A 25,057-nucleotide genomic window follows, 5' to 3' on the forward strand; every position below is an offset into this window, starting at 1 on the left:
TGACAGCCTGAGCCGGGCCATGACCGGCACCGCCCGGCGTGACCAGCGCCGGGCGGTGCCTCAGAGCGCCGACCGACGGGCGCGACCCGGCGGTCCTTCCCACGAAGGCGGGCTACTCCCCTGCGGGGACCTGGTCCTTGATCTCGTCGTACCCGGCCTTGGCCGGCGCCGGACCTGGCGCGTAGATCACCCGGATCACGCCCGTCGGAAACACCTCCGTGGCCGTCACACTCAGGTGGTACGGCGAGTCGCCCTCGTCGAACAGCTTGCGGCCCTTACGTGCCGCCACCGGATGCACCAGCAGGCGCAGCTCGTCGACCAGCCCTGCGGCGAGCAGCTGCTGCACCACGGAGATCGACCCTGGAATGAGGATGCCCCTGATCCCGGCATCGGCCTTCAGCGCGGTGACGGCACCGACAAGGTCGCCCTCGATCAGCTCGGAGTTGCGCCAGGAGAACTCCAACGACTGGCGTGAGACGACCACCTTGCGCACGTCGCCCAGTTGCTTGGCGAACGACGCGTCTTCCCCGCCCGCGGTCTCACGCTCGGGCCAGGCCCCCGCGAAGCTGTCGTAGGTCTCGCGGCCGATGAGCAGCACGTCAGCGGCGTCATAGTCCTCGCCGACGGCCCGACCCATGTTCTCGTCGAAGTACGGGAAGTGCCAGTCGGGGTCGATCTCAGCCACACCGTCGGCCGAGATGAACAGCGTGGAGATGACCTTTGCCATCAGGGTGATCCCTTCGAGTCAGGTGATGTCGGTAGGTAGACCGGCGCATCATCCCAAACTCATCGACCAGCCACCGGTCCCTGACGACGAAGAGTTCGGCATGTCGAGCGAGGACTGTCGCGTCAGCGGCGATCGTCGGCGAAGGCCGCCTGCGGGTCGAGGAGCTGACCTCGCGCGTACTCCTCGCCGAAGGCGGCCGGGCCGAGCACCTGGGTCGCGGCGGCGCGCGCCTTCGCGAGGTCGGCCGCGTCGTCAGGATCCGGGACCTGGCCGAGAGACGCGAACGCCGCGTCCGCGACGCCGATCATCCGTGCTGCTCGGAGGTGGTCCCCTTCGACCGAGGCGAGCGCCGCGCCCGCCACGCAGACGTACGGCACGAAGTCGGCCCAGCCGTTGCGGAACACCCGCTCGCGGCCCTCAGCGAACAACTGCCTCGCCGCGTCGAGGTTGCCCAGACCCAGTTCGCAGAACGCGAGGTTGTGATACTCGGAGTTGACCGTCTCGGGGTGGTCCAGTGCCTGGTTGAGGGCGATGCTCTCCCGGTACAGATCCCGGGCCTTCAGCAGGTCGCCCGACATGCGCGCCACAGCGGCCAGGACGTGCCTCGGCCGTTCCTCGAGGCTCCGCTGGCCCGACCGCACCGCGACCTCGAGAGCCTCCCGGGCACGGGCCTCTCCGCCCGGCAGGTCACCGCCGCGGATGGCGACCCTGGCCAGGCTGTACCGGGCCACCACCTCGCCCGCCGGGTCGCCGGCTGCCCGCGCCCGCTGGATCTCGGCCTCGCTCATGCGCACCACGGCGTCGGTTTCCCCGCGGCGGAAGGCCGAGCGGACGTTTTCACTGAAGTTCAACGGTTCTCCCCCACACGCGCGTCATGATGCCCGGTCAGATGGGTCTGGTGCTCGACGTCAGCGTGCTTGGAACACCGTCCAGTTCTCCACGAGACGGAAGCCCATCGACTCGTACAGCGGGCGGCCCATCGCGCTGGATTGCAGGTAGGCCGCGTCCGCGCCGGCTGCGATGCCGTCCAGCAGCACCGTCTCGGTGATCGTCCGTCCCAGGCCACGACCTCGGGCGGCGGGAACGACGGCGATGTTGAACACGCCGATCACGCTTGCGGTCCGCATCCCGAGCCCGGTGCCGGCGGGCCGACCGGAGTCCTCGGCCAGATAGCCGGTGATGGAGTCGGCGTCGAGTACGCCACCGTCCATCAGGGAGCCGAACGCACCGTCGGGAGCTTCGAAGCTCTCCGTGAGAGTCCTGGTGTAGAGGTCGTTCTCGGCCGCGCCGACCCGGCGCACCGACGTCCGTTGTGCCGCGCCGGACCGGAACACGATGTCATCCGCCGTGCACGCGAGCAACGGCAGATCACTGCGTTCCACCAGCCCGTGCCGGGCGGCGAGATCGGCGACCTCGTCGCCCGCCTCGCCACGAGCCATGATCGACCAGTGCGGGGCCTGCCTGCCGACCTCCGTCGCCATCGCGTCGAGCGCCCCGAGATCCGGTTCCGGCGTCGTGTCGTAGGCCACGTTCAGCCCCGCGATGGCGGCGTGCGTCACCGCTGCCCGGGCCGTGCCCCGCTCGGCGTACCAGCCCTTCGGGGTCACCCCGCAGAGAACCTCGATCGCGTCGAAGTACGCCGCCGCCATCCGATCAGCGGTGTTGCTCATGCCTGTCTCGCTCCTCGCCGCGAACGCGGGCCGCTACGAATGGTCCTGGATCCCCTGAAGAAGAACGGCCGTTCTTTCGCGCTGCACAAGGTAGCCGCGCCTCCTGCCATCCGCCAAATCACCGAACCTCAAAGAGGTGAACGATCGGTTATCAGGATGTGTGCTGGTGGGGACCACGCGATTGCGCCGACACGGAGCATGATGCCCCGGTCCCGCCCGAGTTCACCTGTGTGTCCGAGCGAGCACCTAGCAACGACCGCGGGTGCTGATCGCGGAAGAGGCCGGCCGTCTGAGGAGGCAGTCAAGTCGGCGGGAGTGCAGCGTCAAACTCGAGCACGGCCGGACTGTCGGAGAAATACCAGCTCGGAGTGTTCCGGGAGCCCCACGACGAGCCCAGGGCGACCACCGCCGGACTTGTCGCCGACCAGGCCGTTGACCGCGTTCGGCATGATCGTTCCTCGATCGCCAGTCGTCCATATGGTATGCATGCTTGCTGACCGAGACCTGCCCGTCCAACTCATGCCATCCCACCCATTTGCCGGGTAACGCTGGCCGGATCGGAGTGACGTGGGCTGTTCACACGCTCAGGACTGCCCCCTCTTCCCGCTGCTCAACGCGAGCTTGCGCGTCTGGCGTAACCACTACTGCGACAGTGCGCAGGGCTGGCTGACCTGTGCTCGGTACCAGCTGTACAGGACAGGCCAGCTTGTGCCGATCACGCTCCTGCCGAATGGAGTCGACGCGTTCAGGCCCGCGCCTGCGGCAGTACCCAGGTCCAATCAACCGGTGAACGCAGGCCGCCCGGGCACGTCAGCAACATCGCGAGAGGTATCGGATGGATTACCGGCTGCGGACAGCACAGGTACTGCGGAGCCGACTCCACCGGTCAACCACCCGGATCGCTCAGGTGTGGGAGACATGGTCAGCGATGCATGGGTGCTTGCCGTCGCCGATGATGCGAGATGCCGCGGCGGTGAACGGCTGCACGTGTGGGTGACGAGCCAGGAGAAGCCGTGGGCTGCTCCTTCTCCCATCCCGCAGCGAGGGGAGCCTTCTCACGCCGACGGACCGGCGGTCGTCGCCGTCGCCTGGTTCGAACCAGCCAGCGCCGCGTGGACGGAAACCCTCACTGGCTCGCGGTGCGAGGCGCAGGTGGAGGCGGCGGTCTTGTTGGGCCTGCCGCGCTGGCCATCGGCGACACCTCCGGCGAGGGTGACCACCTGGGGTGTGAGCCTGGGCGCTGCGGGCCTCGCGTTGCATGACCCGACCGGTCATGTTTTCGCCAACGGCGTCGCCGAGATACCGTCCACTTGGACGACCGCCGCAAGGGCGCTGGGCGCCGTCGCCGTCGTCTACGGAGTTGGTCCCCTGCAGCAGGCAGTGCACCCCGAGCCGCCTCCGGCTCAACGGCTCACCGAGGCGCGACGCGACGGGACCGTCGCCGCAGCATGGGTACCACTGCTCGAGTGACAGGCCGAGGCCGCCTCCTTACCCCGGGCTTGCTGGGTGTTCCAGGCCGCGGCCGTACGACCGCGACCAGGCCGTAGTAGGGCGTGACCGGGCCGCTGATCAAAGCGGCGGCCGACATGATCGCTCCTCGATCGCCAGTCGTCCATATGGTGGGTATGCTGGCTGACCGAGACCTGCCCCTCCAACTCATGCCATCCCACCCAATCGCCGGGTGACGCTGGCCGGATCGGAGTGACATGGACTGCTCACACACTCAGGACCGCCCCCTCTTCCCCCTGCTCAACGCGAGCAGGTCGTACCGATCACGCTCCCGCCGAATGGAGCCGACGCGCTGTATCTGGGGCGCCTACCCGCCGGCGCAGCGGTTCGAGCCGGTGCTGGCCCGGGAGCTCAACCCGGTACCGGCACCCGCTCAAGGCTTCAACACCCGGCCACCCGCAGAGGGTCCGCACCCCTCCAGAACCCCATCGACCCCACCGACGCCGCCAGGGGCCCGGTGGTGGACCCGACTCGCAGAGTGGATTGCAGGTCCCGCATGACTGAATACTGGCCCTGGTGGGCGGGGGCTGCCGGGCTCGCCCTCACCACCATCAACTACGCCGTCACGACCGATCGATCCTTCGGCGTGTCCGGTGCGTGGGACCGCGTGCTGCACTGGCGCGCCGAACGCCGTGTCGAACGGGTGAACGCCCGGTTCGCTGACGAACGTGTCCTCACCGCGGCTCTCGCCGCGGCCACCGCCGACCAGTTCGGGGTCGGTTCGGCTGCACCTGCTGCGCATCCCACCCCGCACGGCGACGCGCCGGCACCGCGACAGGACGGGCGACCACCTGCCGCGCCGAACTCCTCACTGGCGAGCCTGCTCCCGGCGCCCTTGGTCAGCCAGGTCGCCCTGCTCCTGTCGATTTTCGTCGGCGGGTGGGTAGCGGCGGTTACCGCCGGCCGATTCCAGCTCCGCCTCGACATGGGCGACGCCTTCGGCCAGATCGTGACCGACAAACCGATCGCAATGATCGGCGCGCTCTTCATCGGCGGTGTACTCGTCGGCTTCGGCACCCGTCTCGCCGGAGGGTGCAGCAGCGGTCACGGACTCAATGGCTGTGGGCGGCTACAGCCGGTCAGCATCGTCGCGACTGCCATCTTCTTCGGCACCGGCGTCCTCGTGTCGTTCCTGCTGTGGAAGGTGATCTGATGCGTACCCGGGACGGGATACTCGTCGCAAACGTCATCGCTGGGCTGGCTCTCGGCTACACCGTCGCGAACATCGGGTTCGGTGACTACGCCGAACTGAACCGTATGTTCACCTTCCAGGAGCTTCGCATGCTCCTGGCCTTCGCCGGCGCCGTAGCGATCATCGTCGTGGTATTCGCCGTATTGCGCGTCCGCCGCACCTCAGGTCGCATCCACGCCGGCGTAATCCCGGGCGCAATCTTGTTTGGCTCGGGCTGGGCGATCTCGGGTGGTTGCCCGGCGATCCCCATCGTGCAGGTCGCCAGCGGGTACCTCCCCGCCTTGGTCACGATCGCCGGCATAGTCGTCGGCGTTCGGCTCTGCCGCTGGGCCAACACGAGGTACTTCCACCTCGACAGCGGATCCTGCGGGCGGTAGCCGAACGCGAGCGACTCGGACGACACGTCTCCGCGATGGCGAACCCCGATTTACCCGACTTGACGCACGGTCCGCTGATGTAGTGGCGCTGCGAGGTCCTTCGCGTGTATCGGGCGTGGCATGATCCTGTGGTGGCCACCTATGAGGTCGCGCTCTTGCTGCATTCGCCGGCTTCTCCGGTGAGACCCTCCACGGAGTGCTGACCGAGCCGCTCGACAAGATCCGTGCCGGGCTACTGACGCCCGAGTCCGTTGCCGTTCGCATCCTGCTGTCGGACACGAGAGAGCCCATGGCCCTGCCGTGCCTGGCCGAGACGCAGGCCGACGATCCCGGCGTACGCGAGCGCGCCGAGCGCATCACCCGCCGGCACACGGACGCCATTGTCGAGGCGGTGCGCGAACTTGGGGACCTTGGCTTTGTCAAAGACGCTGTGGCAGAGGTGCGTGTGCACCGCGCAGCGCCGCTGTTCAAGCTCTACATTCTCAACGGCGAGGAAGCCTTCTTCGGCTTCTACCCGGTCGTAGAGCACACCGTCATGATCCAAGGCCAGCCCACGGGCCATCTACGACCCGATGGGCAAGGACGCGATCCTCTTCCACCGGGCGATGAGCGACGACGAGGCTTCCGACGCGTCCCAGTACGTCGACCAGGCCCGCACCTGGTTCGACTCAATGTGGTCAACCATCGCGCACGACTACACGCCCTGAACCCGCGATACAGCGTCGCTCAGGTCCTCAGCGACAACGGGCCGGTCCTGCTCGACTTCGACGGGCCGGTCTGCGCCGTCTTCGCCACCCTCGCGGACGCCACCGTCGCGGCCGAGCTGCGCCGCGTCATCGAGGAGCACAACGTCGAGGTACCGGCGCACATCCGAGCCAGCGACGACCCGCTCGAAGTGCTCCGCTTCACCGCGACCACCGACACGCCATGGCTGGTCGTACGAGTTGAGAACGCGTTGTGCCGAGCCGAGCTAACCGCGGTCGACGGCGCCACGCCAACGCCCTGCGCGCGGGAAGTCATCGTCGCAGCCCATGAGGCCGGGCGGCCAATCGCCATCGTCAGCAACAACTCAGCCCTCGCCATCGAGCGTTACCTGACCGCTCACCGACTTACCAGGTACATCACGACCACCGTTGGCCGAGCACACGCCGACCCAAGCCTCATGGAGCCGAACCCGGCACCAACCCGACGCGCCGCCCTGGCGGTTGATGCCGACCCGACCAGGTGCGTCCTCGTAGGCGACTCCACCTCTGACATCGAAGGCAGACGCGCTGCCGATGTTCGCACGATCGGGTTCGCCAACAAGCTCGGCAAGCGCGCTCGCCTACTGAGGGCAGGAGCGGACGCCATCACCGAAGGCACAGACGGCATGGGCGAGATGGCAGGGCTCTACACCAGAGTGAGCCCAACAGCTGATGTGCGACGCAACTCTGCCAGGTGATGCGCGACAGGTCCCAGAGGTCTAGGGGCGGCAGGAGCCGCCGACGAAACGTCCTGTCATGCCGATGAGCGGATGGTTCGTCGATACCGGCAGTGACATGATCAACCTATGGGTCTTCCTGGTCCGCCTCGCAAGACCCTGACCGCCTGCCTCGACCCCCAGGGAAGATAGTCGATGGGCTATCTTCCCTAGCTAGCCGCGATCCGCCGGCCCTCCCTCCCGTCGGTAGATGTCCCGAAGGTCGTCCTTGGCTGGGCGTCGAGGCGTGGCCGATCGGCAGTACATAGATCGTCAAGCTGAGCATAGGAGCAAAAGGGTGCACTTGAGGCAGACCATGATCCCCTCCATCGCGGTCGCGGTGGCCATGACAGTGGCGGGATGCGGAGGAGCCACCGAGTCCACCGCGGCGAGCGCTCCGAGCCAAAGCGCCAGCGCGGTCCCATCGACCCCGCCGCCCTCGGCACCCGCAGGGAACAAGCTTGGCGATGCGATTCCCTTTGACGAGAACACCTCGACCATCACGTTCTACGGTTACAAGCACAACGCCACGCAATTCGGAAAGCCATCAGACAGTGCCTATGTCTATGGCGCGATCGACCTCAAATACTGCCTCAAAAAACTACCCAAGGGATACTCCGCTGTCTCGATTGGCACCTCAAACTGGGTATTGAAATTCGGGGACGCTTCAATCAAGAGCACTGGCCACGCTGGCGGCAACGGCATGAAGCCCGAGTATCCCGACCGGAAGGAAATCAAGGTCGGGACCTGCGTTCGTGGTTGGCTTGAGTTCAAGGTACCCAAGGACGGAAAGCCGACTGCGGTGGAATATACGCCAGCAGGGGCTCCCGAACCAATCACTTGGACTCCGTGACCTTACCGTTCCAGCACCTGCGGCTGAGAGCCGGCCGAGGCACCCGGCCCGACACGGGCGCGAATCATCGACCTGACCCGGACGACCCCACCTTGAGATTGTTTACTTGGGGCAGGTGTGTCATCTGCACTTCCCCGGTCGCGTGCACGTGCCGCAGTATGGCACGGCATCGCCGCAAGTCGCGCGTCGCCCAGCGTGACAGCGATGGCCGCCCGAAGCGTCGGGAACCTGCCGGGTGAAGCCCATGGTCCACCACATCAGACAGCTATCCGGCATCTGGGTTGCACCCGCGGAGCGGATAGCCTTCCTGGCCCTACTACGGCGACTCAGTATCCGGATCTGCCGCATTCCGCGCGCCGACTGTGGCGGATCAGTTGGCGGACGCGTGCCGCACGTCAGTCGACGGAGGGACAGGCTCGACCGCGGCTCGACCGCGTCGCGTTGCCGAATTGACCTCTTAAGGATCAAGGCGGCCGAACAGACCTGTCCCCCCGGTGTCAACACAACGATCCACCGTGTTGACACCGGGGGGACAGGCCCGTCCCACGATGTGCGGACTCACGGCGGAGATGGGCTTAAGGCGCTTGTCGGCCACCTGCGCCTAAGCTTTTGCCGTGACAGAGCCAGATCCGCCACTACGGCACCTGAGCGCGAACGAGGCCGGCGTCCTGGAAGCACTTCTCCGCCACAACTTCGCAGGCGTCGAGGAGCTCCGGGTGCAAGCGCGAGACGTCATGGCCCGCCCCGGATGCGGATGTGGATGCGGGACCATCCACCTCTTCCCACAAGGCAGGAGACTTCCCGCCTCACCGGCACAGACTCCGGTTCGCGTGCGAGGACAGTTTCCCGATCAACAAGGGCAGTGGTTCGGAGGCATCTTGCTCTTCCTTGCCAACGGGCAGCTCGCGGAGCTGGAGGTCCACTCGTTCGGTGACCCGCTGCCCATGCCAGCACCCGATCAGGTGCTCTGGTTGCTGAGAACCGGCGAAAGCACCTGCACTCCTCTGCCCGGCCAGCCGGAGCGAGGGCCGGCAGGAGATCAGTGATCCGAGAGGCGCGTACAGCAGGAGAGCCAGCAATGCAGGCGACCACTAGGGAGCGGGGCGTGCCCGCTCCGTGCCCGATGGGACGGGAGCCGAGGGTCAACGGCGGTCAGCTCCTGGACGTGGCCGAGGGTATGGCCGCGCAGGCCAAGCCAGGTCACTGCCGAGCCGCGTCCGCCCGTGGCCACACTTCCTAAACCGTGTGGCTGTACAGCCATTCGTACAGCCAAGCCAGCAGACCAGCCCGGTCATGAGCCGACGCGAGTCGACAGGACGAGCAGGTCAGCGGCAGTAGTCTTGATCTTTGCAAGGCAGGGTTTAGAGCTTTCCGTATGGTCGGACGGTCCGGTGGCCCAGCCGGTAGGACACGGCGGCAACGAAGCCGGGGTCGAGCGTGGGCCAGTTCCAGAACTCGAATCCCAGGTAGCCGAAGCCCCAGGGCGGGCTCCACCCCCACTCGTTGATGCCGACAGGCTTGCCACAGTGCCTGCATGCATGCACGCCGCTCCCACCCATGTACCACTCGTCGATGACCGGTGAGAAGTCGCTCCAAGAGTCTTGGTCCTGATCGTCCACCACAACTGCTTTGCAGTGTGGGCAGGCGACCTGGACGACGCCCATCGAGTAGAACACTGACTGCCCCGTGACCACGCGGAACCCGTTAGTGGCGAATTCGTGTAGGTCATCCCATGGTTCGACGGTCGCGGCGGCGTAGTTCGGCCCGGGGCGGTGCCCTCGGTTGCCGAGGATGCAGTCCGTCGGTTCGGCCATGACGATGCCCTGCTCAACCAGCCATGACAGCACCTCGGCCCCCAGATGGTCAGCCTCTTCGGGGGTTGCCTCGACGTCGGCAATAGTCTCGAACCATTCGCCCACCGCTCGCTCCCTCCGCCTACCGTCCGGCGGACATCCTGGCAGCCACAGGCTCGGACTCGACAGGACGCCGCAGGACGCCAACCGGCGTGAGACGAGGGCGCAGGCCGTCATCCGGACGAATCCGGACCGCCTCGCCGAGGCTACGGATCAGATGATCGTGAGCGTGCCTCGCCTCAGTCCTCATCCAGTCCTCAAGGTTGATCACGCCGCCGCCGACGTGCCGGTCCTTTTTAGTCTCAGCGCCGCCAGAACTGGCGCGGCGCAAAACCTTCACGTGGCAGCCAGTGCTCTGTATAGACAATCCGCTGCGGGAGCAGGACGCCCCGCTCGGCTGCGGGGGTGAGTTGATTACGGCTGGCCCGCTGATCCACCTGAAGGGTGTGGCATGGTGCCAGGGTGTTCGACAGTCGTGGGGCGTTGCAGGCCGTGGTCCGGCATGCCGTGGAGCTCGAAGATGATTACGAGGACATCGCGTCGACCCTCGCCGCCCTGTCGGCCTGCGGGGACGCCACGCTGTTACCGCTGCTACGGGACGCCCTCGACCGGTTTCTCGACGACGAGAACTTTTACGGCCGCGACCTGATCGCCGGCGTTCTGGCCGGCATCGAGGGGGTGGCAGCGCTGCCGGTGCTGTTGATCGCCTCGGCGCGCGATCTCGGAGATGACCAGGACAGCCTGCAGACCGAGATTATCGAGCTGCTGCGCGCAGACCGGGCAGCCAGCCGGCGTGTGGTGCGTGAGTTGGCAACGAACGACGCGCCCGAGTTGCGTCGCGTGGCGCTGTGGGCGTTGGAGTTCGTGGTCGAGGCACACGAGGTCGAGCTGCTGGCTGCGGCCGTGACCGATGCCGACGCGAAGGTCAGGTCCATCGCGGTCGGCTCCATCCCCGACCCGGCCAACGACGACCGGGCCTTTCGTGCGCTCGTCCTGGCGCTGGGTGATGCGGACGAGCAGGTCCGGTCAGCGGCGGCGAGCAGGCTTGGCTCCACCGGTCGAGCTGACGCGCTGTCGCCACTCGTCGCCCTCGCCGCCGACCGGGTGTCGCAGGTGCGGTCCACGGCCGTGTACGCGCTGGGACGACTCGGCAGGCGCGAGGCGACCCCGACGTTGCAGCGACTTCTTCAGGACCCCGACCGGCACGTCCGCGAGCGTGCCGGGGAGGCCCTCGGCTCGGTCGGCGGCCCGGCGGCGGTCACCGCGCTGCTGGCGCTGGCTGGCGACAAGGACCCACAGCTGCGGGTCCACGCCGCCAAAGCGCTCGCGAAGGCAGTCGGGTCGGATCCCCGGGTGCGGCCGCAGCTCATCCTGCTGGCACGGGACGACGAGCCGACGGTCCGGGCGGCGACCATCAGCGGACTCGCCAGCGCCGGTGACGACCCATCGCAGTGGGGGCAGCTCCTGGCCAGCCTGGTGGACGACCCTGTTCCGATGGTCCGTCAGCGGGTCGCGGTTCTGGCGCGCCACCTCGCGCCCGAAGCCGCGCCGGAGATCCTGCACCGATACGCCAGCGACCCCGATCAGACCCTGCGCCGGCTCGCCGCCACCGAACTTGACCGACTGACAGGCCCCACCCGCTGATCCGACAACATCGTCGACAGTCCGGGCCGTCACTGTGGCTGGCCGATCACACACGAGACTCGGGCCGCTCCTCGACCGAGATGTGCGCGGACAGCGCGCGGAGAAAGTCCGGCGCGTCGAAGATCTCACCGGCGGAGGCGACGCCGCTCGTCCTCGTCTGACCGGCGAGGATACGACGGACCGCTTCGACCGCCAGGGGTGCGCTGATGGCGTAGATGTCCTGGCCGCTGGCGACCACGCGTCGTTGCGTGTCGCCGGAGCGCACGATCACGTCGACGGTGAACGTCTGCGCGGAACGGCCGCGCTCGTCGACCGCGCTCGGGGCGGCTGCGTCGGGAGCGGCCAGGTCGTTGGCCGCGTCGGTGGTCATGTAGGTACGCACCTCGGGGATGGACAGGTGGCTGGGGACGGTGACGACGTCGGCCATCGTGAAGTCGCCGAGGACGGTCCGGGTGCCGACCGGGGTGGGAAAGTCCCACGTCAGGGTCGGCAGGTCCCGCTCGTCGACGTAGTAGTCCAACCGGCCATCGGTGTAGCGGACACGGTGCCCGTCGCGCCGGTCCCGTGAGACGGTGCCGGAGGCGAGGGTCCCGGCGGTGGGGTGCCAACTACTGAGCCCGTACGCGATGTGCGCCTCGTCGGCCGCCGCCCAGTCGGCCATCGCCGTCGTGACCAGCAGGTCGCCGAGTCCGCCGAAGAAGGCCATCGCCGGGACGACCGCGACCCCTGCGTTGCGCGCGTGGTCGGTGAAGTGCGTGAACGTGTCGACGTTGGCCTCGATCTCGGCCGCCACATCCACGTACGGGATCCTGGCGCGCACGGCGGCCTCGATCACGGGTGCCGCGGTCGAGGCGAACGGGCCGGCAGAGTTGATGACGGCGGCCGCGCCCTTCAACGCCTGGTCGAGCGAGGCAGGGTCGTCGACCGACGCCACCCGGTGTTCGAGGCCTGGATGCGACGCGGCCAGGGCCTGGAGCCTGCCTGCGTCGCGTCCGATGAGAAGCGGGACGAACCCACGATCGCGCAGCTCCGTCACCACGAACCGCCCGGTGTGCCCGTACGCACCGAACACCGCCACCGTCCGACCTGAACTCATCTGCGGTTTCCCCTGTTCTTGGAAGATCGACTAAGAAGATCCTCTCCGAGGCGGCCGGCGTGAGCCAGTGTCTGGAACGCCACGGCCCATACACTTTCGGACATGGCCACTGTTGCGCTCGCCGCCACCGACGGAATGCTGCACTTCGAGCTCGCCATGGCCTGCGAGGTCTTCGTCCGCGACCCCACCGGCCTGGCAGACCCGTGGTACGACCTCGTGGTTTGCGGTCCGGGCCCGGTCGGGATCGGCAGGTTCCGCATGGAACCCGACGACGGGCTGGACCGGCTCGCCCGCGCCGACACCGTGATCATCCCTGCGGTGGAAGACATCGACGCCGACGTGCCACCCGACCTGCTCGACGCCGTCCGCGCGGCCCACGAGGCGGGCGCTCGGATGGTGTCGCTGTGCACCGGTGCGTTCGTGCTGGCCGCCGCGGGGGTGCTGGACGGGCTGCACGCGACCACGCACTGGGCGCACACCGACGCGCTGGCCGCCCGCTATCCCCGGGTGACGGTCGACCCGGACGTGCTCTACGTCGACAACGGCAGCGTGCTCGCCTCTGCCGGCAAAGCGGCCGCGATCGACCTGTGCCTGCACCTGATCCGCCGCGACCACGGCTCGACGGTCGCCAACGCCGTCGCCCGCCGCCTGGTCGTGCCGCCGCACCGCGCCGGCGGGCAGGCCCAGTTCGTCACCACCCCGGTGCCCGCCCGCGACGACCATCCCCTCGCCAACCTGTTCCCCTGGGCGATGCAACGGCTGGACCGCCCGCTGACCGTGGAGGACCTGGCCCGTCAGGCGAACATGAGCTCCCGCAACCTGGCCCGCCACTTCAGGTCGGTCACCGGCACCACTCCCCTGCAGTGGCTGTCGACGCAGCGGATCCGCCGTGCCCAGGAGCTGCTGGAGAACACCGACAACAGCATCGACGCCATCGCGCAGGCGGCTGGCATGGGAACCGCGACCACGATGCGCCGACACTTCCACCGCACCGTCGGCGTGCCTCCGGACGCCTACCGTCGCACCTTCCGCAGCGCCCGACCCGCATCAGATTCATGACCACCACCCGGTTCACGACGATCATCCGGTCGGGCTCAGCCGAGGCGGGTACGCACCACCAGGTCGTGCAGGGCGTTCACGGCTTCCGGGTCTGCGTGGTCGGGCAGCGTCGACGCGTCCCGCGCAGCCTCCAGCTCGGCGCGCAGGCGCGGCACGTCGGTGGCGAGCCGCTCCGCGGTGCCCGCGGGGAGCGGTCCGTGCTCGGCCTCCCGCTTGGCGGCGATGAGGTCCGGCACGTACGACAACGTCGTCGCGAGCACCCCGAGATTCGTCTCCAGACGGCCGGTGCGCATCAGGTGGATCCCGGTGAGCAGGACCCGCAGCGTGTACAGCGCGGGCTTGAGCTTCCCGGTTGTGGCGTACAGCTTTTCCTGGGTGGCGGCGAATCCGAGGTAGTGGTGCGCGTGGTGACGGGTGATCAGGTGCGGCGCCAGAGACGTGAGTTCGGCGTGCACCTCCGTAGTGACGACCACCAGCGGTGACAGCAGCTGCTCCAGGACGTACCCGTTGCGGCTGGTCAACAGCTTGGCGAACTTCAACAGATCGTGGCTGACCACGTCCAACTCGACGCCGTCGCGTACCCCGGCGTGCTGCAACGTCTGCGGTCCGGTGCGCAACCCGACCACCTCTTCCGCTGACAGCAGGTGCGCGGCCCGCAGGTCCAGGTCGGAGTCGACCGACGCGAACCCGTACAGGTGTGCGCCGCTGACGGTGGCGAACAGCAGCGGACGGGGCAGAGCGCGGGCGGCGTCGGCAGCCCACGGCGGCACCTCGGTGGTCACTGCAGGTTCCTTTCCCGTACGTCGAGGAGCAGCCGATCCACGGCTTCCCGGTCGGGCCGTTCCGGCAGGGCGGTGGTGGCGGCGGCGTCGGCGAGCTCGGCGAGCAGGTCCGCCGCCCACGCGGCGACCGCGTCCCAGGGCAGCTCGCCGCCGCGCACCGCGAGCAGCCGGTCGCGCAGGTGCCGCACGTCGACCAGGACCTCACCGGTACGCAGCACGTGCGCCCCGGCGATCAGCAGCCGGATCATGTGCATCGCCTGTTTGTGGTTCGTCTCGCCGGTGCGCTCGCGGCGGGCCGCCACCCGGTTGAGCTGATCCCGGGCGTAGCTGCCGTAGGTCTCGGCCACCCGCCTCGACAGGAACGCCCGCCGCGCGGCCAGCAACCGTTCTCCGTCCTCGGTGATCGTCTCGATCAGCGGAGACCAGAGCACCTCCAGAACGGTCGGGTTGCCCTGCAGGGCCAGCACGCAGAAGCGTTCGAACTCCCAGGAGAACTGCTCCGCCGTCGGACCGTCGAGGTGGGTCGGCGGCTTGTCCAGGTGCCAGAACGCGCGGGTCGGTGCCACGTACACACCGCGCCGGTCGTAGTCGGAGCCCGGGCCGTACAGACCGTACGCCCGCGACCCGACCACGACGGCGAGGACGGTGCGCTCCTCGACAAGCTTGATCACGACCGGCACGCTACCCAAGCGCCATCCGGCACGCGTGATCTTTTCCAGCGGTCGTCGGCCAACTGTTCACTTCAAGATCGCTTTCTCTCATCCAGGTTCGACCGGTGAGTTCGTGAAGCTGCGGAAAGGTGCTGGCCGGTCACGCCCGCCGGTGTGCCACAGCACCTGTAGACCGGAGCGTTCACCGTGCCCTCATCCGGACGTGCGCCGCGCCGCCGCGCGGCGAGCCTCCTCTCGTTGGTGGCGTCCAGCCTGATCCTGTTCGCCCCCTCCCCCGCGGCAGCGCACCCGTTCGGGGACCCGCAGACCGTGACCGTCTCCGCCGACCCGCAGCGCGACGGGGTGGTGCACGTGCGGTGGAAGGTCGGCGGCACCGACGACCTCACCCTGCTCGGCGTCCACCTCGGAGTGCTGCCGCAGGACCGCGTCATGCTCGACGGCGCGGTCTTCTTCGAGCCCTCGGACGCGGTCGCCCTCGGGCCGTCCGAGCAGTTCGCGCGCTACCTGCGCGAGCAGATCACCGTGACCAGTGACGGGGACGCGTGCGCCGGCACGGTCACCCCGCCGAGCGATCTCGTGGCCGCTGGCGTGACCGTCGACTACGCGTGTCCGGGTCCGATCGGCACGGTCGCCGTCGGGGTACGGATGCTCATCGACCTCAATCCCGCGTACCAGACGTTGGCCAGCGGGCCGAACGGCGAGCGGGCGGTGTACGGGTCCGGCCGGTACGCCCACGACTGGGTGCTCGGCGACGCGCCGGCGAGGAGCGGTACGGACATCGGGCGTAGCGCCGCCGTGCAGATCGCCGCCGTCGTCGGCGGTCTGGTGTTCGTCGCGCTCGCGGTGCTGGTGCTGCGCCGCTGGCGCCGCCGGTCGGCCGCCGTATGACGACGGCGGCGGTCGTTCTCCACGCCGCCTCCCTCCCGGACCGGTTGCAGGGCTACCTGCACGCGCCCGGCGTGGCGCCGCTGGCGTTCGTGTTCGCGTTCCTCGCCGGGGCAGGGCACGCGGTGGCGCCTGGGCACGGCAAGAGCCTGGCCGCGGCGTATCTCGTCGGTTCACGGGGCCGGATCCGCGACGCCGTCTGGCTGGGCGGCTCGGTCGCCGTCATGCACACCCTCTCCGTCCTGGCGATCGGCGTGGCGTGGACCTTCCTGTCCCTCTCGGACGTCATCGCGATGCGCCAGCTCACCGGCGCGCTGCAGGTCGGTGCGGGCCTGCTCGCCGTGGCCACCGGCCTCTGGCTGGCCCGCCGACACCTGCGCGGCCACGGGCGCCCGCACAGCCACTCACACGACCACGGGCACGGGCATGGCGACGGTCAGCGGCCGGGGCTGTTCATGCTCGGTGCCTCCGGCGGCCTCACCCCGTCCCCGGCCGCGTTTCTCGTGCTGGTCACCGGGCTGTTCATCGGGCGTGCCGGCTTCGCCCTGCTGCTGGTCCTGGCCTTCGGCATCGGCATGGCGGTGGTGCTCTTCGGAGTCGGCCTGCTGGCGCTCGCGGGCAGCTCCGTCATCGTCCGCGGCGCGGACTCGCACGCCGTCCTGAGACGGGCCGCCCGGATGGCCCCCCTGCTCGCCGCTGCCGGCATCACGGTGCTCGGCGTCGGCGTCACCGCAGTCGCTGCGGTTCGCCTCGTCACCTAAGGAGAAACCTCGCCATGACGCACGACCCACGTGCGCGTCGAAAGCGAACGCGCGGGCTCTTGTCCGCGGTCGCGCTCGTCCTCGTCGCCGGTCCGGCAACGGCCCTCGCCCCCGCGGTGGCGGTCGCGCAGACCGTCCCGGCCAGCGGCAACACGCCAGTGATCAACCTGGACGCGGGCCAGAACCTGGAGGGCACGGTCCCCGTCACCGTCGAGCCCGTCACAGAGAACGACTCCGTGACCACGCTCGCGGTCGACGGCGACAAGATTGACGCCGCCAAGACGGCCGGCACCGCCCACTTCGCCTTCGAAATGGGCGGCAACGGCACCGAGGCCCGCTACCGCAACCACATCACCGTCAACGGTCACACCCTCGAGGCGGAACGGATCTACCTCCCGAACATCCCGGGCGGGCAGGTCGGCACCCTCGACTTCCCGGGTGACTGGCTGCACTCCGGGGTGAACACGATCACCGTCCACACCGGGGCCAACTGGGTCGACACGACCACCAAGACCGCCGTCGGCTACGAGGAACTGCCGAACGGTGAGGGTGGCCGCTGCCCCAACTACGACGACTACGCGCTGAGCAGCATCAGCCTCAGCCTGCTCGGCGTGGTCGCCGACGGCGAGCAGAACCTGTTCAGCTACAGCTTCGGCGACGGCACCTGCGGCACCTCGACGAAGCTGCTCGACCAGGACCTCACCTTCGTCATCTCCGGCGAGCCGGGCAGCACGTCCGGCCTGCGCACGGACCTGGACACCAGCAAGCTGAGCAACGGTACGCACACCGTCAGCGCGACCACCCAGTCGGGCGCGAAGGCGAGCGTCACGGTCGACGTCAACAACGCCCCCGCCGGCGCGGCGGTGGTCACCCCCGGCGACGGCGCCCGGGTACGCGGTACCCGGCCGGTCATCGCCGCGGTGCCCAACGGCGGCAGGGACCGCGTCGAGTCGCTGGCCATCGACGACAAGCCCGCCGAGAACGCGGAGACCCTCGCCGCTGGCACCGCCACCCTGGGCCTCACGGTCGAGGCCGGCAACTCGGTCGAGGCGCGGTACCAGAACTACGCGCTGGTCAACGGCTACCGGGTCGACCTCGGCGGCGACTACGGCACCACCGGGGCGGAGGCCGTCACCCTGCCGTTTCCGGCCCGGTTCCTGCACCTCGGTAACAACGTCGTCGAGATCCGGACCGGTGACTACAACGGCACCGTGAGCGGGGCGACCTGCGCCAACCACGACGACTTCACGCTCACCCGGGCCACGACCAGCCTCACGCTGAGCACGGCGGGCACGGTCACGGCCGGCACCACGTACATCGTCACCACCAACGGTACGACCGTGACGAAGGCCGAGACGACGGCCCCCTCGCTGACGCTCGGCGACGGCACATGCGCGGCCAACAAGGACGCCGAACTTCACTTCACCATCGCCGGCGCGCCGACGACGCGCACCGTCGACACCGTCGGCAGCGGGGGCGACGCGCACCTGAAGGTGTTCGTTGGCGGCAACGGCAGCGACAACGGCTACGACAACAAGGTGCTGGTCAACGGCATCGCGCTGGACCTCGGCATGTGGGAGAAGGAGGTCGCGGACCTCACCTTCCCGAACGAGTGGCTGGTGCCGGGCGTCAACGCCCTGCAGTTCGTCGCTGGCAACGACCACGGCAGCGCCAAGCCGGGCGGCTGCGACAACTACGACGACTTCACGTTGCGGGACTTCCAGCTGCTGCCGGCGGGTGCGAAGGCGACCCAGCTGACCCGGGAGATCGCGCAGTCGACGGTCACCATCGGCTCGGCGACCTACCCGGCGGGCTCCCAGGTGACCACGTACCTCGGTGACGGCACCTGCGGCAACAGCCACAACGCGGTGCGGGACAAGACGATCCTGTTCGACGTCACCGCGCAGGACGGCTCGGCGTTGCCGGCGCTGGGCATGCGCGCCGACGTCGACACCACCTCGATCGCGGACGGCGCGCACACCATCACGGCCGTCGTCGGCGACAAGACCTCGACGCGGCGCTTCACCATCGACAACACCGCCCCGGAGATCGAGAGCAGCGTCCCGGCCCCCGGGCAGCGGCTGACCTCGACCGTCGCGCTCACCGTCAAGGTCAAGGACGCGACCGGGGTGGCTGGCACGCCGACCATCACGCTGGACGGCGCGCCCGTCAAGCAGGGTGACCAGATCGGCCACGGCCTTCCGGCCGGCGAGCACACCATCGCCGTGGCGGCGACCGACGCGCTGGGCAACACGGCCACCCGCGAGGTGCGCTTCAGCAGTGCGAGCATCCCGGACGTCCCGACCGGGCTCAACGCGACCGTGCGGGACACCGACCCGCTCTCGGCCGAACTCTCCGCCCGGATCCCCGGCGCCAACGGCGTCGGGCTGACCGCCACCTTCACCAAGGCGGACGTGGTCCTGCCCACCAACGCCTACCAGGGCGAGGCGGCCGACGTGCCGACCACGCTCGACGTCCAGCACGACAGGACCGTCGACGTCACCTCCCTGCGTCCACTCGACGGCGCGACGATCGACACCCCGTCCAGCCGCGCGGTGGTCTTCCAGCGGTACGACCTGCCGCTGGGGGCGACCAGACAGCAGCCGACGTTGCGCTGGTCGGGCACGATCGACCCGGCGCGGATCGTGGCGCTGCGGGCGTGGAACCCGGCCACCGGCAAGTGGGTCGTGCTGACCAGCTCGCGCGGCCAGGCCGAGCAGGACACCGTCCTGACCGCGCCGGTGGAGGCCGGCTACCGGGACGGCGGCGTCGTCCACGTGCTGGTCACCGGCGAGGACCCGTTCGCCGACGACCTGTCACCGCACGACGAGTCCGCGCAGAACGACAAGGATCGCTTCGAGGACCCCGACACGTACGACTTCTCGCTGGCACACTTCACCGACACCCAGTACATCACCGAGGGCGCGGCCGGAGGCACGTACGACGACTGGGACGGCAAGGCCGAGCCCTCGGACGTCGAGACGGCCGAGGAGCAGGCGATCTGGTCGGCGGCGTACCGCGACCAGATGCAGTGGATCGCCGACAACTCCGCCAGCCGCAAGATCGCCTACGCCGCGCACACCGGCGACGTCATCGAGAACGACTACTACGACCCGCTTGCCAAGAACCCGGACGGCTCGCTGAAGCGGCCCGGGCTCCACGAGCAGGTCGAGAAGGAACTCGCCGCCGCCTCCGGTTTCCAGAAGATCCTCGACGACAACGGCGTCGTGAACCAGGTCATCGCGGGCAACCACGACGACCAGCTGGGTGCCGAGACGGGCCCGACGTCCCGGTTCAGCCGGACCTTCAGCGCCGACCGCTACTACGCAACGGCGAAGTCCTGGCCAAAGGGCACCGAGTACCACGCATGGGACGAGGTCACCAACGCCGACGGGTCCGTCACGCCGGGCCGGGACAACCAGAACAACTACCTGCTCTTCTCCGCCGGTGGTCTGGACTTCGTCGCGGTCGGCCTGTCGTACGGCGTTACGCCGGCGGAGGCCAGGTGGGCCGACTCGATCTTCAAGCGGTACAAGGACCGCAACGGGATCCTGCTCTCCCACGACTACCTGAAGCCCTCGGCCAACCCGGACGGGCGGGGGACGGACTTCTCCGCACCGGACGGCTCACCGCTGTTCAAGCAGGTCGTCGAGGCCAACGCGAACGTCTTCCTGGTCCTCGCCGGTCACGAGCACGGCGTCGGCACCAACCTGAAGTCGAAGATCGGTGTGACCGTCAGCCACGACGTCGTCGAGCTGCTGGCGGACTACCAGTTCTACACGGTCACCGCCGCGGAACTCTGGCCGAAGCAGGTCGCCGCCGACGGGACCATCGACGTCAACGGCGACGGCAAGCCGGACCACAAGGCCACCGACCGGCTGCAGTTCGGTGCGAGCTTCCTGCGCCTGCTGCAGTTCGACGTCAAGCGCGCCGAGATGCACATCGACACGTACTCGCCGTTCCTGAAGAACTTCGGGGCCACCGAGTACGACATCCGCCAGGACGGCAGCCAGCCCAAGCCGCGCTACAACGGCTCGGAGGACAACCTGACCCTCCCGGTGGATCTCACCACCCGTAAGACGTCGTTCACCACCGACTCGCTGGCCGCGTACGTGCCGTCGGGCACGGTCGGCACGGACGACGTGACCGCGAACGGCACCGCCACGGTCACCTGGGACAAGCTCCTGCCGGGCACCTCGTACGGCTGGATCGTCTCCGCGAAGAGCGCCGACGGCGGCGAGGCGGTGGCCCAGCCGGCCGTGTTCCGTACCGCCAAACGGGTCCCGACGATGACCGTCACCGCCGCCCCGACCACCTGGGGCACCGCCGCGACGGCGACCGTCACGGTCGCGGCCGGCAGCACGCCGGTCGCCGGCACGGTGGAGCTGCGCGAGGGTACGACCATCCGCGGCTCGGCCACGCTGACCAACGGTGCCGCCTCGTTCACCCTCCCGGTGGGCCTCGCGGGCGGCCAGCACACGCTGACCGCGTCCTACGAGGGCAGCGAACAGCTCACCCCGGTACAGGCCACCGCCACCCTGACGGTGAACCTGCCGGCGGCGTGGAACTCCTCGACGGTCTACAACGACGGAGACAGGGCCACTTACCAGGGCAGGGTCTTCCGGGCCTCCTGGTACAGCAGGAACCAGAAACCGGGTGACCCCAACGGCGCATGGCAGGAGATCGCCATGACCGAGGACGGCACCGCGATCTGGACCGCGTCGCGGATCTTCAACTCCGGTGACGTCGCCATGCACGACGGCAGGACGTGGCGGGCCCAGTGGTACACCCGCAACCAGAAGCCGGGTGACCGCAACGGCCCCTGGGAGGAGATCGCCCCCACCCCGCCCGACAGCACTCCGGCGGCCTGGACGTCCACGCGGGTGTACACCACCGGTGACCGGGTGTCCTTCCACGGCCACGTCTACGAGGCGAAGTGGTGGACTCGCGGCCAGGAGCCGGGCGACCAGAACGGCCCCTGGAAGTTGATCAGCTAGCTGAGGCTCACGACACACCGGCCCGGGACCGCTACGGCCCGGGCCGGTGTGCCGTCCGCTCGACGGCGACCCAGCGGCTCGTCAGCTCCGCTGGTTCGCCTCCCGGTAGTGCTCGTCGGTGACGGGTTCGAGCCAGCTGGTCGGGTCTCCGCCGTCGGGCAGGGCTTCGAGCATGGCCAGGTGACTCATGAACGTGTCGGCGGCGGCGCCGTGCCAGTGCTCCTCGCCCGGTGGGCAGACGATGGTGTCCCCGGCGCGTACGCGCAGCACCGATCCGTCACGGATGCCGACCAGGCCGACGCCCTCGGTGACGTGGAGGGTCTGACCGACGGCGTGGGAGTGCCAGTTGGTGTGGGCGCCGGGCGTGAAGCGTACGAGTGCGACGGTCATCCGCGACGGCGGCGTTCCTGTGTGGATGGGCGTCAGGTAGACGTCACCGGTGAACGCCTCCGCGGGCGTCTTCACGGTGGGACTGACGGGCTTGAGGTCCATGCGGTCTGTTGCTCCTGTGGCTTCGTTCGTGTGAACAGGGCCCAGATGTGCGTGACTTCTGGGCCCGAGTCGGGCGGTTTCCCTTGATCAATGTCGCTGGCCTTGGTAGTTGACGGTTGGACGGCCGCCAGCGGATGATCCAGCGATGTGTCGCTCGGATTAGCGAGCCGGGACGCTGGTCCTCATGGGCAACGTGATCGCCGTTCTGCGGTGGCTTCAGGAGAGCGGGATTTCATGAAGTTCCTTCTCACCTCGTCGGGCATCTGTAACCCGAGCATCTCCGACGCGCTCGTCGACCTGCTGGGCAAACCGATCGCCGAGTCCACGGCCCTGTTCATCCCCACCGCTGTCTACCCCTTCTCCGGCGGAGGCGAGAGGGCGTGGAAGGCGATCCACGGCCAGCCTCACATCCCGCTGTCCCAGCTGGGTTGGAAATCCCTGGGAATGTTGGAGCTCACCGCGCTGCCGACCATTCGAGAAGAGAACTGGGTCCCTGCGGTCCGGGAGGCCGATGCCCTCCTCGTCTGGGGCGGCGACGTGCTGTACCTGACCTACTGGCTGCGCCAGTCGGGCCTGGCCGACCTCCTGCCGTCGCTGAGTGACACGGTGTATGTGGGGGTCAGCGCCGGGAGCATCGCGGTCACCCCGTACAACTGCGACGCCGAATTCGACCTTGAATTCGTCCCTGACGGCAGCGACATGGCGCAGGGCGCCGACCGGGCGCTGGGGCTGGTGGATTTCACGCTGTACCCCCACCTCAATCATCCGGACATGGAGGACACCGACCTGTCCACCATCCAGAAGTGGGCGTCCGGAATCCCGGTCCCGACTTACGCCATCGACGACAACACCGCCATCAAGGTGGTCGATGGCACCGTTGACGTCATCTCCGAAGGCGACTGGAGACTGATCAACCCCTGACCCAGACGTCCCCTCAGCCGAGCCAGCCCTGTCACGGACGCAGCAGCGCCTTGATCGCGCGGCGCTCGTCCATCGCCCGGTAGCCCTCGGCGGCCTGCTCCAGTGGCAGGGTGAGGTCGAAGACCCTGCCCGGGTCGATGACTCGATTCTGGATGAGGTCGATCAGGTCGGGCAGGAAACGGCGAACCGGGGCGGGGCCGCCGTGCAGGTGCACGCCGGAGAAGAACAGCTCCTGCCCGGGCAGGTCGACGCCATGGGCGACGCCGACGTAGCCCACGTGCCCGCCGGCCCGGGTCGACCGGATGGCCTGCATCATGGATTCCTGGGTGCCGACGGCCTCGATGACCGAGTGCGCACCGAGCCCGCCGGTGAGGTCCTTGACCCGGGCGACGCCGTCGTCGCCGCGCTCGGTGACGATGTCGGTGGCCCCGAAGTCGAGGGCGAGCTTCTGCCGGGTCTCGTGGCGGCTCATCGCGATGATCCGCTCGGCGCCCAGCCGCTTGGCGGCGAGGACACCGAGCAGGCCGACCGCGCCGTCACCGACGACCGCGACCGTCTTGCCGGGCCCGACCTGGGCGGCGACGGCACCGAACCAGCCGGTACCCAGCACGTCAGAGGCCGCCAGCAGGCCGGGGACCAGGTCGTCGGCGGGCATGTCCGGGGTGGCGACGAGGGTGCCGTCGGCCAGCGTGATCCGGGCGTACTGGGCCTGCGCGCCGCCCGGACTGGCGGACTCACGGTGCACACAGTGCGTCTGGTAACCGGCTCGGCAGATCTCGCAGGTGTTGTCGGAGGCGAAGAACGAACCGACCACGAACTGCCCGGGCCGCACGGTGCGGACCTCGCTGCCGACCTCCTCCACGATGCCGACGTACTCGTGGCCCATCGGCCGCGGGCCGTCGAGCGCCTCGATGCCGCGGTAGGGCCAGAGGTCCGAGCCGCAGACACAGGTGGCCGCCAGGCGGATGACGGCGTCGGTCGGCTGCTCGATCCTCGGGTCGGGACGGTCCTCCACGCGGACGTCGCCCGCGGCGTATAGCACTGCTCCGCGCATGGCGGTGGTTCCTTTCGACTGGTGTGGCATGGGCCGCGCCCGGACCGGTTCCGTTGTCGCGGGCACGGCTGTCACAGTCCAGGGAACTCCCCAACTCCGGCGGGTGGGAGGGCTTGTCGAAGCAGGTAATGACAGAACCTCCTTCGTCGGCGGCCGGGGTCGTAGCGTTGCGGGCATGGACACCCGGGACGCCGTTCGCGAGTTCCTGGCCTCCCGGCGCGCCAGGATCACCCCCGAGCAGGCCGGCCTGCCCTCCTTCGGCGGCATCCGCCGCGTCGCCGGGCTACGCCGCGCCGAAGTCGCGATGCTGGCCGGGGTCAGCCCCGACTACTACACCCGCCTCGAACGCGGCAACCTGTCCGGAGTGTCCGACAACGTCCTGGACGCCATCGCCCGCGCCCTGCACCTCGACGAGGCCGAGCGCTCCCACCTGCACGACCTGGCCCGCGCCGCCAACACCAGCCCCCGTACCCGGCGACGGCCGGTCAAGCAGCAGATCAGGCCCGGCGTGCGGAGTCTCCTCGACGCGATGACCGAGGCCCCCGCCTTCGTCCGCAACGGTCGCCTGGACATCCTCGCCGCCAACCAGCTCGGTCAGGCCCTCTACGCACCAGCGTTCGACAGCCCCGACCGGCCGGTCAACCTGGCCCGGTTCTGCTTTCTCGACCGCCGGGCCGAGGACCTCTACGCCGACTGGGACGACGCCGCCAACACCACCGTCGCGCTGCTGCGTACGGAGGCTGGTCGCGACCCCTACGACAGATCGCTCACCGATCTGGTCGGCGAACTCGCCACCCGCAGCGACGACTTCCGCACCCGCTGGGCCGCGCACAACGTCCGCCTGCACCACACCGGCGTGAAGCAGTTCCACCACCCGGCCGTCGGCCGCCTCGACCTCGCCTTCGAAGCCATGCCGCTACCCGCCGATCCCGGCCTCACCATGACCGCCTACAGCGCCCAGGTCAGCACCCCGGCGCACGACGCTCTGCGCGTCCTGGCGAGCTGGGCGGCGACCACCGCCGACACCAGCAGCGCGTCCGGCAACTCCTGAGCGC

General features: G+C 69.0%; 21 protein-coding genes and 2 pseudogenes. 13 read left to right on the top strand and 10 right to left on the bottom strand.

Going from position 1 to position 25,057, the window contains the following annotated elements; genetic code table 11:
- Window positions 1–112 precede the first annotated feature (112 nt).
- The 3 genes from M8C17_RS02455 to M8C17_RS02465 all read right to left on the bottom strand — a co-directional run bounded on the left by M8C17_RS02455 (window position 113) and on the right by M8C17_RS02465 (window position 2,397).
- Window positions 113–727, bottom strand: coding sequence for a dihydrofolate reductase family protein (locus tag M8C17_RS02455; RefSeq protein ID WP_252414560.1), 615 nt, complete (start codon window positions 725–727; stop codon window positions 113–115).
- A 122-nt stretch (window positions 728–849) separates the two neighbouring features.
- Entirely contained in the window at window positions 850–1,578 is a 729-nt protein-coding gene (locus M8C17_RS02460; protein ID WP_252414562.1) for a tetratricopeptide repeat protein, read from the bottom strand.
- 57 nt (window positions 1,579–1,635) lie between these two features.
- A complete protein-coding gene (locus M8C17_RS02465; RefSeq protein WP_252414564.1) occupies window positions 1,636–2,397 on the bottom strand; it encodes a GNAT family N-acetyltransferase in 762 nt (253 codons plus the stop codon).
- Window positions 2,398–3,315: 918 nt separating this feature from the next.
- Between M8C17_RS02465 and M8C17_RS02470 the strand changes: the two genes are divergently transcribed.
- From M8C17_RS02470 to M8C17_RS02495, 6 genes and pseudogenes are all read left to right on the top strand, one after another.
- A complete protein-coding gene (locus M8C17_RS02470; protein ID WP_252414565.1) occupies window positions 3,316–3,867 on the top strand; it encodes a hypothetical protein in 552 nt (183 codons plus the stop codon).
- A gap of 535 nt (window positions 3,868–4,402) precedes the next feature.
- Window positions 4,403–5,059, top strand: coding sequence for a YeeE/YedE family protein (locus tag M8C17_RS02475; RefSeq protein ID WP_252414567.1), 657 nt, complete (start codon window positions 4,403–4,405; stop codon window positions 5,057–5,059).
- Window positions 5,059–5,475, top strand: coding sequence for a YeeE/YedE thiosulfate transporter family protein (locus M8C17_RS02480; protein ID WP_252414569.1), 417 nt, complete (start codon window positions 5,059–5,061; stop codon window positions 5,473–5,475). Before M8C17_RS02475 ends, M8C17_RS02480 begins: the two co-directional genes overlap by 1 nt.
- A 163-nt stretch (window positions 5,476–5,638) precedes the next feature.
- Window positions 5,639–6,182: pseudogene (locus M8C17_RS02485) on the top strand (GntR family transcriptional regulator); the annotation flags it as partial.
- A gap of 188 nt (window positions 6,183–6,370) precedes the next feature.
- Window positions 6,371–6,916: an HAD family hydrolase gene (locus tag M8C17_RS02490; RefSeq protein ID WP_252415062.1), complete on the top strand. Its 546-nt coding sequence runs from the start codon at window positions 6,371–6,373 to the stop codon at window positions 6,914–6,916.
- Window positions 6,917–7,232: 316 nt separating this feature from the next.
- Window positions 7,233–7,787, top strand: a complete 555-nt coding sequence (locus M8C17_RS02495) for a hypothetical protein (protein WP_210918633.1) — start codon at window positions 7,233–7,235, stop codon at window positions 7,785–7,787.
- A gap of 1,361 nt (window positions 7,788–9,148) precedes the next feature.
- Here the strand turns inward: M8C17_RS02495 and M8C17_RS02500 are convergent.
- Window positions 9,149–9,706 (bottom strand): hypothetical protein, encoded by a 558-nt coding sequence (locus M8C17_RS02500; protein WP_252414571.1) that lies wholly within the window; start codon window positions 9,704–9,706, stop codon window positions 9,149–9,151.
- 236 nt (window positions 9,707–9,942) lie between these two features.
- A pseudogene (locus M8C17_RS02505) lies at window positions 9,943–10,026 on the bottom strand (pyridoxamine 5'-phosphate oxidase family protein); the annotation flags it as partial.
- A 106-nt stretch (window positions 10,027–10,132) separates the two neighbouring features.
- On the opposite strand from M8C17_RS02505, the gene M8C17_RS02510 reads away from it, so the two are divergent.
- Window positions 10,133–11,284 (top strand): HEAT repeat domain-containing protein, encoded by a 1,152-nt coding sequence (locus M8C17_RS02510; protein WP_252415063.1) that lies wholly within the window; start codon window positions 10,133–10,135, stop codon window positions 11,282–11,284.
- A gap of 46 nt (window positions 11,285–11,330) precedes the next feature.
- Here the strand turns inward: M8C17_RS02510 and M8C17_RS02515 are convergent, their stop codons facing one another.
- Window positions 11,331–12,380: a trans-acting enoyl reductase family protein gene (locus M8C17_RS02515; RefSeq protein ID WP_252414572.1), complete on the bottom strand. Its 1,050-nt coding sequence runs from the start codon at window positions 12,378–12,380 to the stop codon at window positions 11,331–11,333.
- Between the two features lie 102 nt (window positions 12,381–12,482).
- Here M8C17_RS02515 and M8C17_RS02520 point away from each other — a divergent pair, with 102 nt between their 5' ends.
- Complete coding sequence (locus tag M8C17_RS02520; protein ID WP_252414574.1) at window positions 12,483–13,439, top strand: helix-turn-helix domain-containing protein; 957 nt, start codon at window positions 12,483–12,485, stop codon at window positions 13,437–13,439.
- Window positions 13,440–13,474: 35 nt separating this feature from the next.
- Here M8C17_RS02520 and M8C17_RS02525 read toward each other — a convergent pair whose 3' ends face one another.
- Window positions 13,475–14,221, bottom strand: a complete 747-nt coding sequence (locus M8C17_RS02525) for a DNA polymerase beta superfamily protein (RefSeq protein ID WP_252414576.1) — start codon at window positions 14,219–14,221, stop codon at window positions 13,475–13,477.
- Window positions 14,218–14,892, bottom strand: a complete 675-nt coding sequence (locus M8C17_RS02530) for a DNA polymerase beta superfamily protein (RefSeq protein ID WP_252414577.1) — start codon at window positions 14,890–14,892, stop codon at window positions 14,218–14,220. The genes M8C17_RS02525 and M8C17_RS02530 overlap by 4 nt, the downstream gene beginning before the upstream one ends.
- A gap of 240 nt (window positions 14,893–15,132) precedes the next feature.
- Here M8C17_RS02530 and M8C17_RS02535 point away from each other — a divergent pair, with 240 nt between their 5' ends.
- From M8C17_RS02535 to M8C17_RS02545, 3 genes are read left to right on the top strand one after another with little or no spacing between them, the layout of a single operon-like run.
- Window positions 15,133–15,780 carry a hypothetical protein gene (locus tag M8C17_RS02535; protein WP_252414579.1) on the top strand — a complete coding sequence of 216 codons (648 nt, stop codon included), beginning with the start codon at window positions 15,133–15,135 and terminating at the stop codon, window positions 15,778–15,780.
- Window positions 15,777–16,538: a cobalt transporter gene (locus M8C17_RS02540; RefSeq protein WP_252414581.1), complete on the top strand. Its 762-nt coding sequence runs from the start codon at window positions 15,777–15,779 to the stop codon at window positions 16,536–16,538. Before M8C17_RS02535 ends, M8C17_RS02540 begins: the two co-directional genes overlap by 4 nt.
- Before the next feature lie 59 nt (window positions 16,539–16,597).
- On the top strand, window positions 16,598–21,535 hold the full coding sequence (locus M8C17_RS02545; protein ID WP_252414583.1) for a carbohydrate-binding protein: 4,938 nt from the start codon (window positions 16,598–16,600) through the stop codon (window positions 21,533–21,535).
- A gap of 81 nt (window positions 21,536–21,616) precedes the next feature.
- Here the strand turns inward: M8C17_RS02545 and M8C17_RS02550 are convergent, their stop codons facing one another.
- Window positions 21,617–22,027 carry a cupin domain-containing protein gene (locus M8C17_RS02550; protein ID WP_252414585.1) on the bottom strand — a complete coding sequence of 137 codons (411 nt, stop codon included), beginning with the start codon at window positions 22,025–22,027 and terminating at the stop codon, window positions 21,617–21,619.
- Between the two features lie 234 nt (window positions 22,028–22,261).
- On the opposite strand from M8C17_RS02550, the gene M8C17_RS02555 reads away from it, so the two are divergent.
- Window positions 22,262–22,948: a Type 1 glutamine amidotransferase-like domain-containing protein gene (locus tag M8C17_RS02555; RefSeq protein ID WP_252414587.1), complete on the top strand. Its 687-nt coding sequence runs from the start codon at window positions 22,262–22,264 to the stop codon at window positions 22,946–22,948.
- A 31-nt stretch (window positions 22,949–22,979) separates the two neighbouring features.
- Here the strand turns inward: M8C17_RS02555 and M8C17_RS02560 are convergent, their stop codons facing one another.
- Window positions 22,980–24,002 (bottom strand): zinc-dependent alcohol dehydrogenase family protein, encoded by a 1,023-nt coding sequence (locus tag M8C17_RS02560; RefSeq protein ID WP_252414589.1) that lies wholly within the window; start codon window positions 24,000–24,002, stop codon window positions 22,980–22,982.
- 175 nt (window positions 24,003–24,177) lie between these two features.
- Here M8C17_RS02560 and M8C17_RS02565 point away from each other — a divergent pair, with 175 nt between their 5' ends.
- Window positions 24,178–25,053, top strand: coding sequence for a helix-turn-helix transcriptional regulator (locus M8C17_RS02565; protein WP_252414591.1), 876 nt, complete (start codon window positions 24,178–24,180; stop codon window positions 25,051–25,053).
- Window positions 25,054–25,057: the final 4 nt, after the last annotated feature.

The organism is Micromonospora sp. RHAY321 (assembly GCF_023896955.1).
Lineage (GTDB): Bacteria > Actinomycetota > Actinomycetes > Mycobacteriales > Micromonosporaceae > Micromonospora.

What these genes read in the sequence shown, in the direction of transcription:
- M8C17_RS02455 (WP_252414560.1), bottom strand. Translation starts at nt 727, where the DNA reads ATGGCAAAGGTCATCTCCACGCTGTTCATCTCGGCCGACGGTGTGGCT.
- M8C17_RS02465 (WP_252414564.1), bottom strand. Translation starts at nt 2,397, where the DNA reads ATGAGCAACACCGCTGATCGGATGGCGGCGGCGTACTTCGACGCGATC.
- M8C17_RS02470 (WP_252414565.1), top strand. Translation starts at nt 3,316, where the DNA reads ATGGTCAGCGATGCATGGGTGCTTGCCGTCGCCGATGATGCGAGATGC.
- M8C17_RS02475 (WP_252414567.1), top strand. Translation starts at nt 4,403, where the DNA reads ATGACTGAATACTGGCCCTGGTGGGCGGGGGCTGCCGGGCTCGCCCTC.
- M8C17_RS02480 (WP_252414569.1), top strand. Translation starts at nt 5,059, where the DNA reads ATGCGTACCCGGGACGGGATACTCGTCGCAAACGTCATCGCTGGGCTG.
- M8C17_RS02515 (WP_252414572.1), bottom strand. Translation starts at nt 12,380, where the DNA reads ATGAGTTCAGGTCGGACGGTGGCGGTGTTCGGTGCGTACGGGCACACC.
- M8C17_RS02520 (WP_252414574.1), top strand. Translation starts at nt 12,483, where the DNA reads ATGGCCACTGTTGCGCTCGCCGCCACCGACGGAATGCTGCACTTCGAG.
- M8C17_RS02540 (WP_252414581.1), top strand. Translation starts at nt 15,777, where the DNA reads ATGACGACGGCGGCGGTCGTTCTCCACGCCGCCTCCCTCCCGGACCGG.
- M8C17_RS02550 (WP_252414585.1), bottom strand. Translation starts at nt 22,027, where the DNA reads ATGGACCTCAAGCCCGTCAGTCCCACCGTGAAGACGCCCGCGGAGGCG.
- M8C17_RS02555 (WP_252414587.1), top strand. Translation starts at nt 22,262, where the DNA reads ATGAAGTTCCTTCTCACCTCGTCGGGCATCTGTAACCCGAGCATCTCC.
- M8C17_RS02560 (WP_252414589.1), bottom strand. Translation starts at nt 24,002, where the DNA reads ATGCGCGGAGCAGTGCTATACGCCGCGGGCGACGTCCGCGTGGAGGAC.
- M8C17_RS02565 (WP_252414591.1), top strand. Translation starts at nt 24,178, where the DNA reads ATGGACACCCGGGACGCCGTTCGCGAGTTCCTGGCCTCCCGGCGCGCC.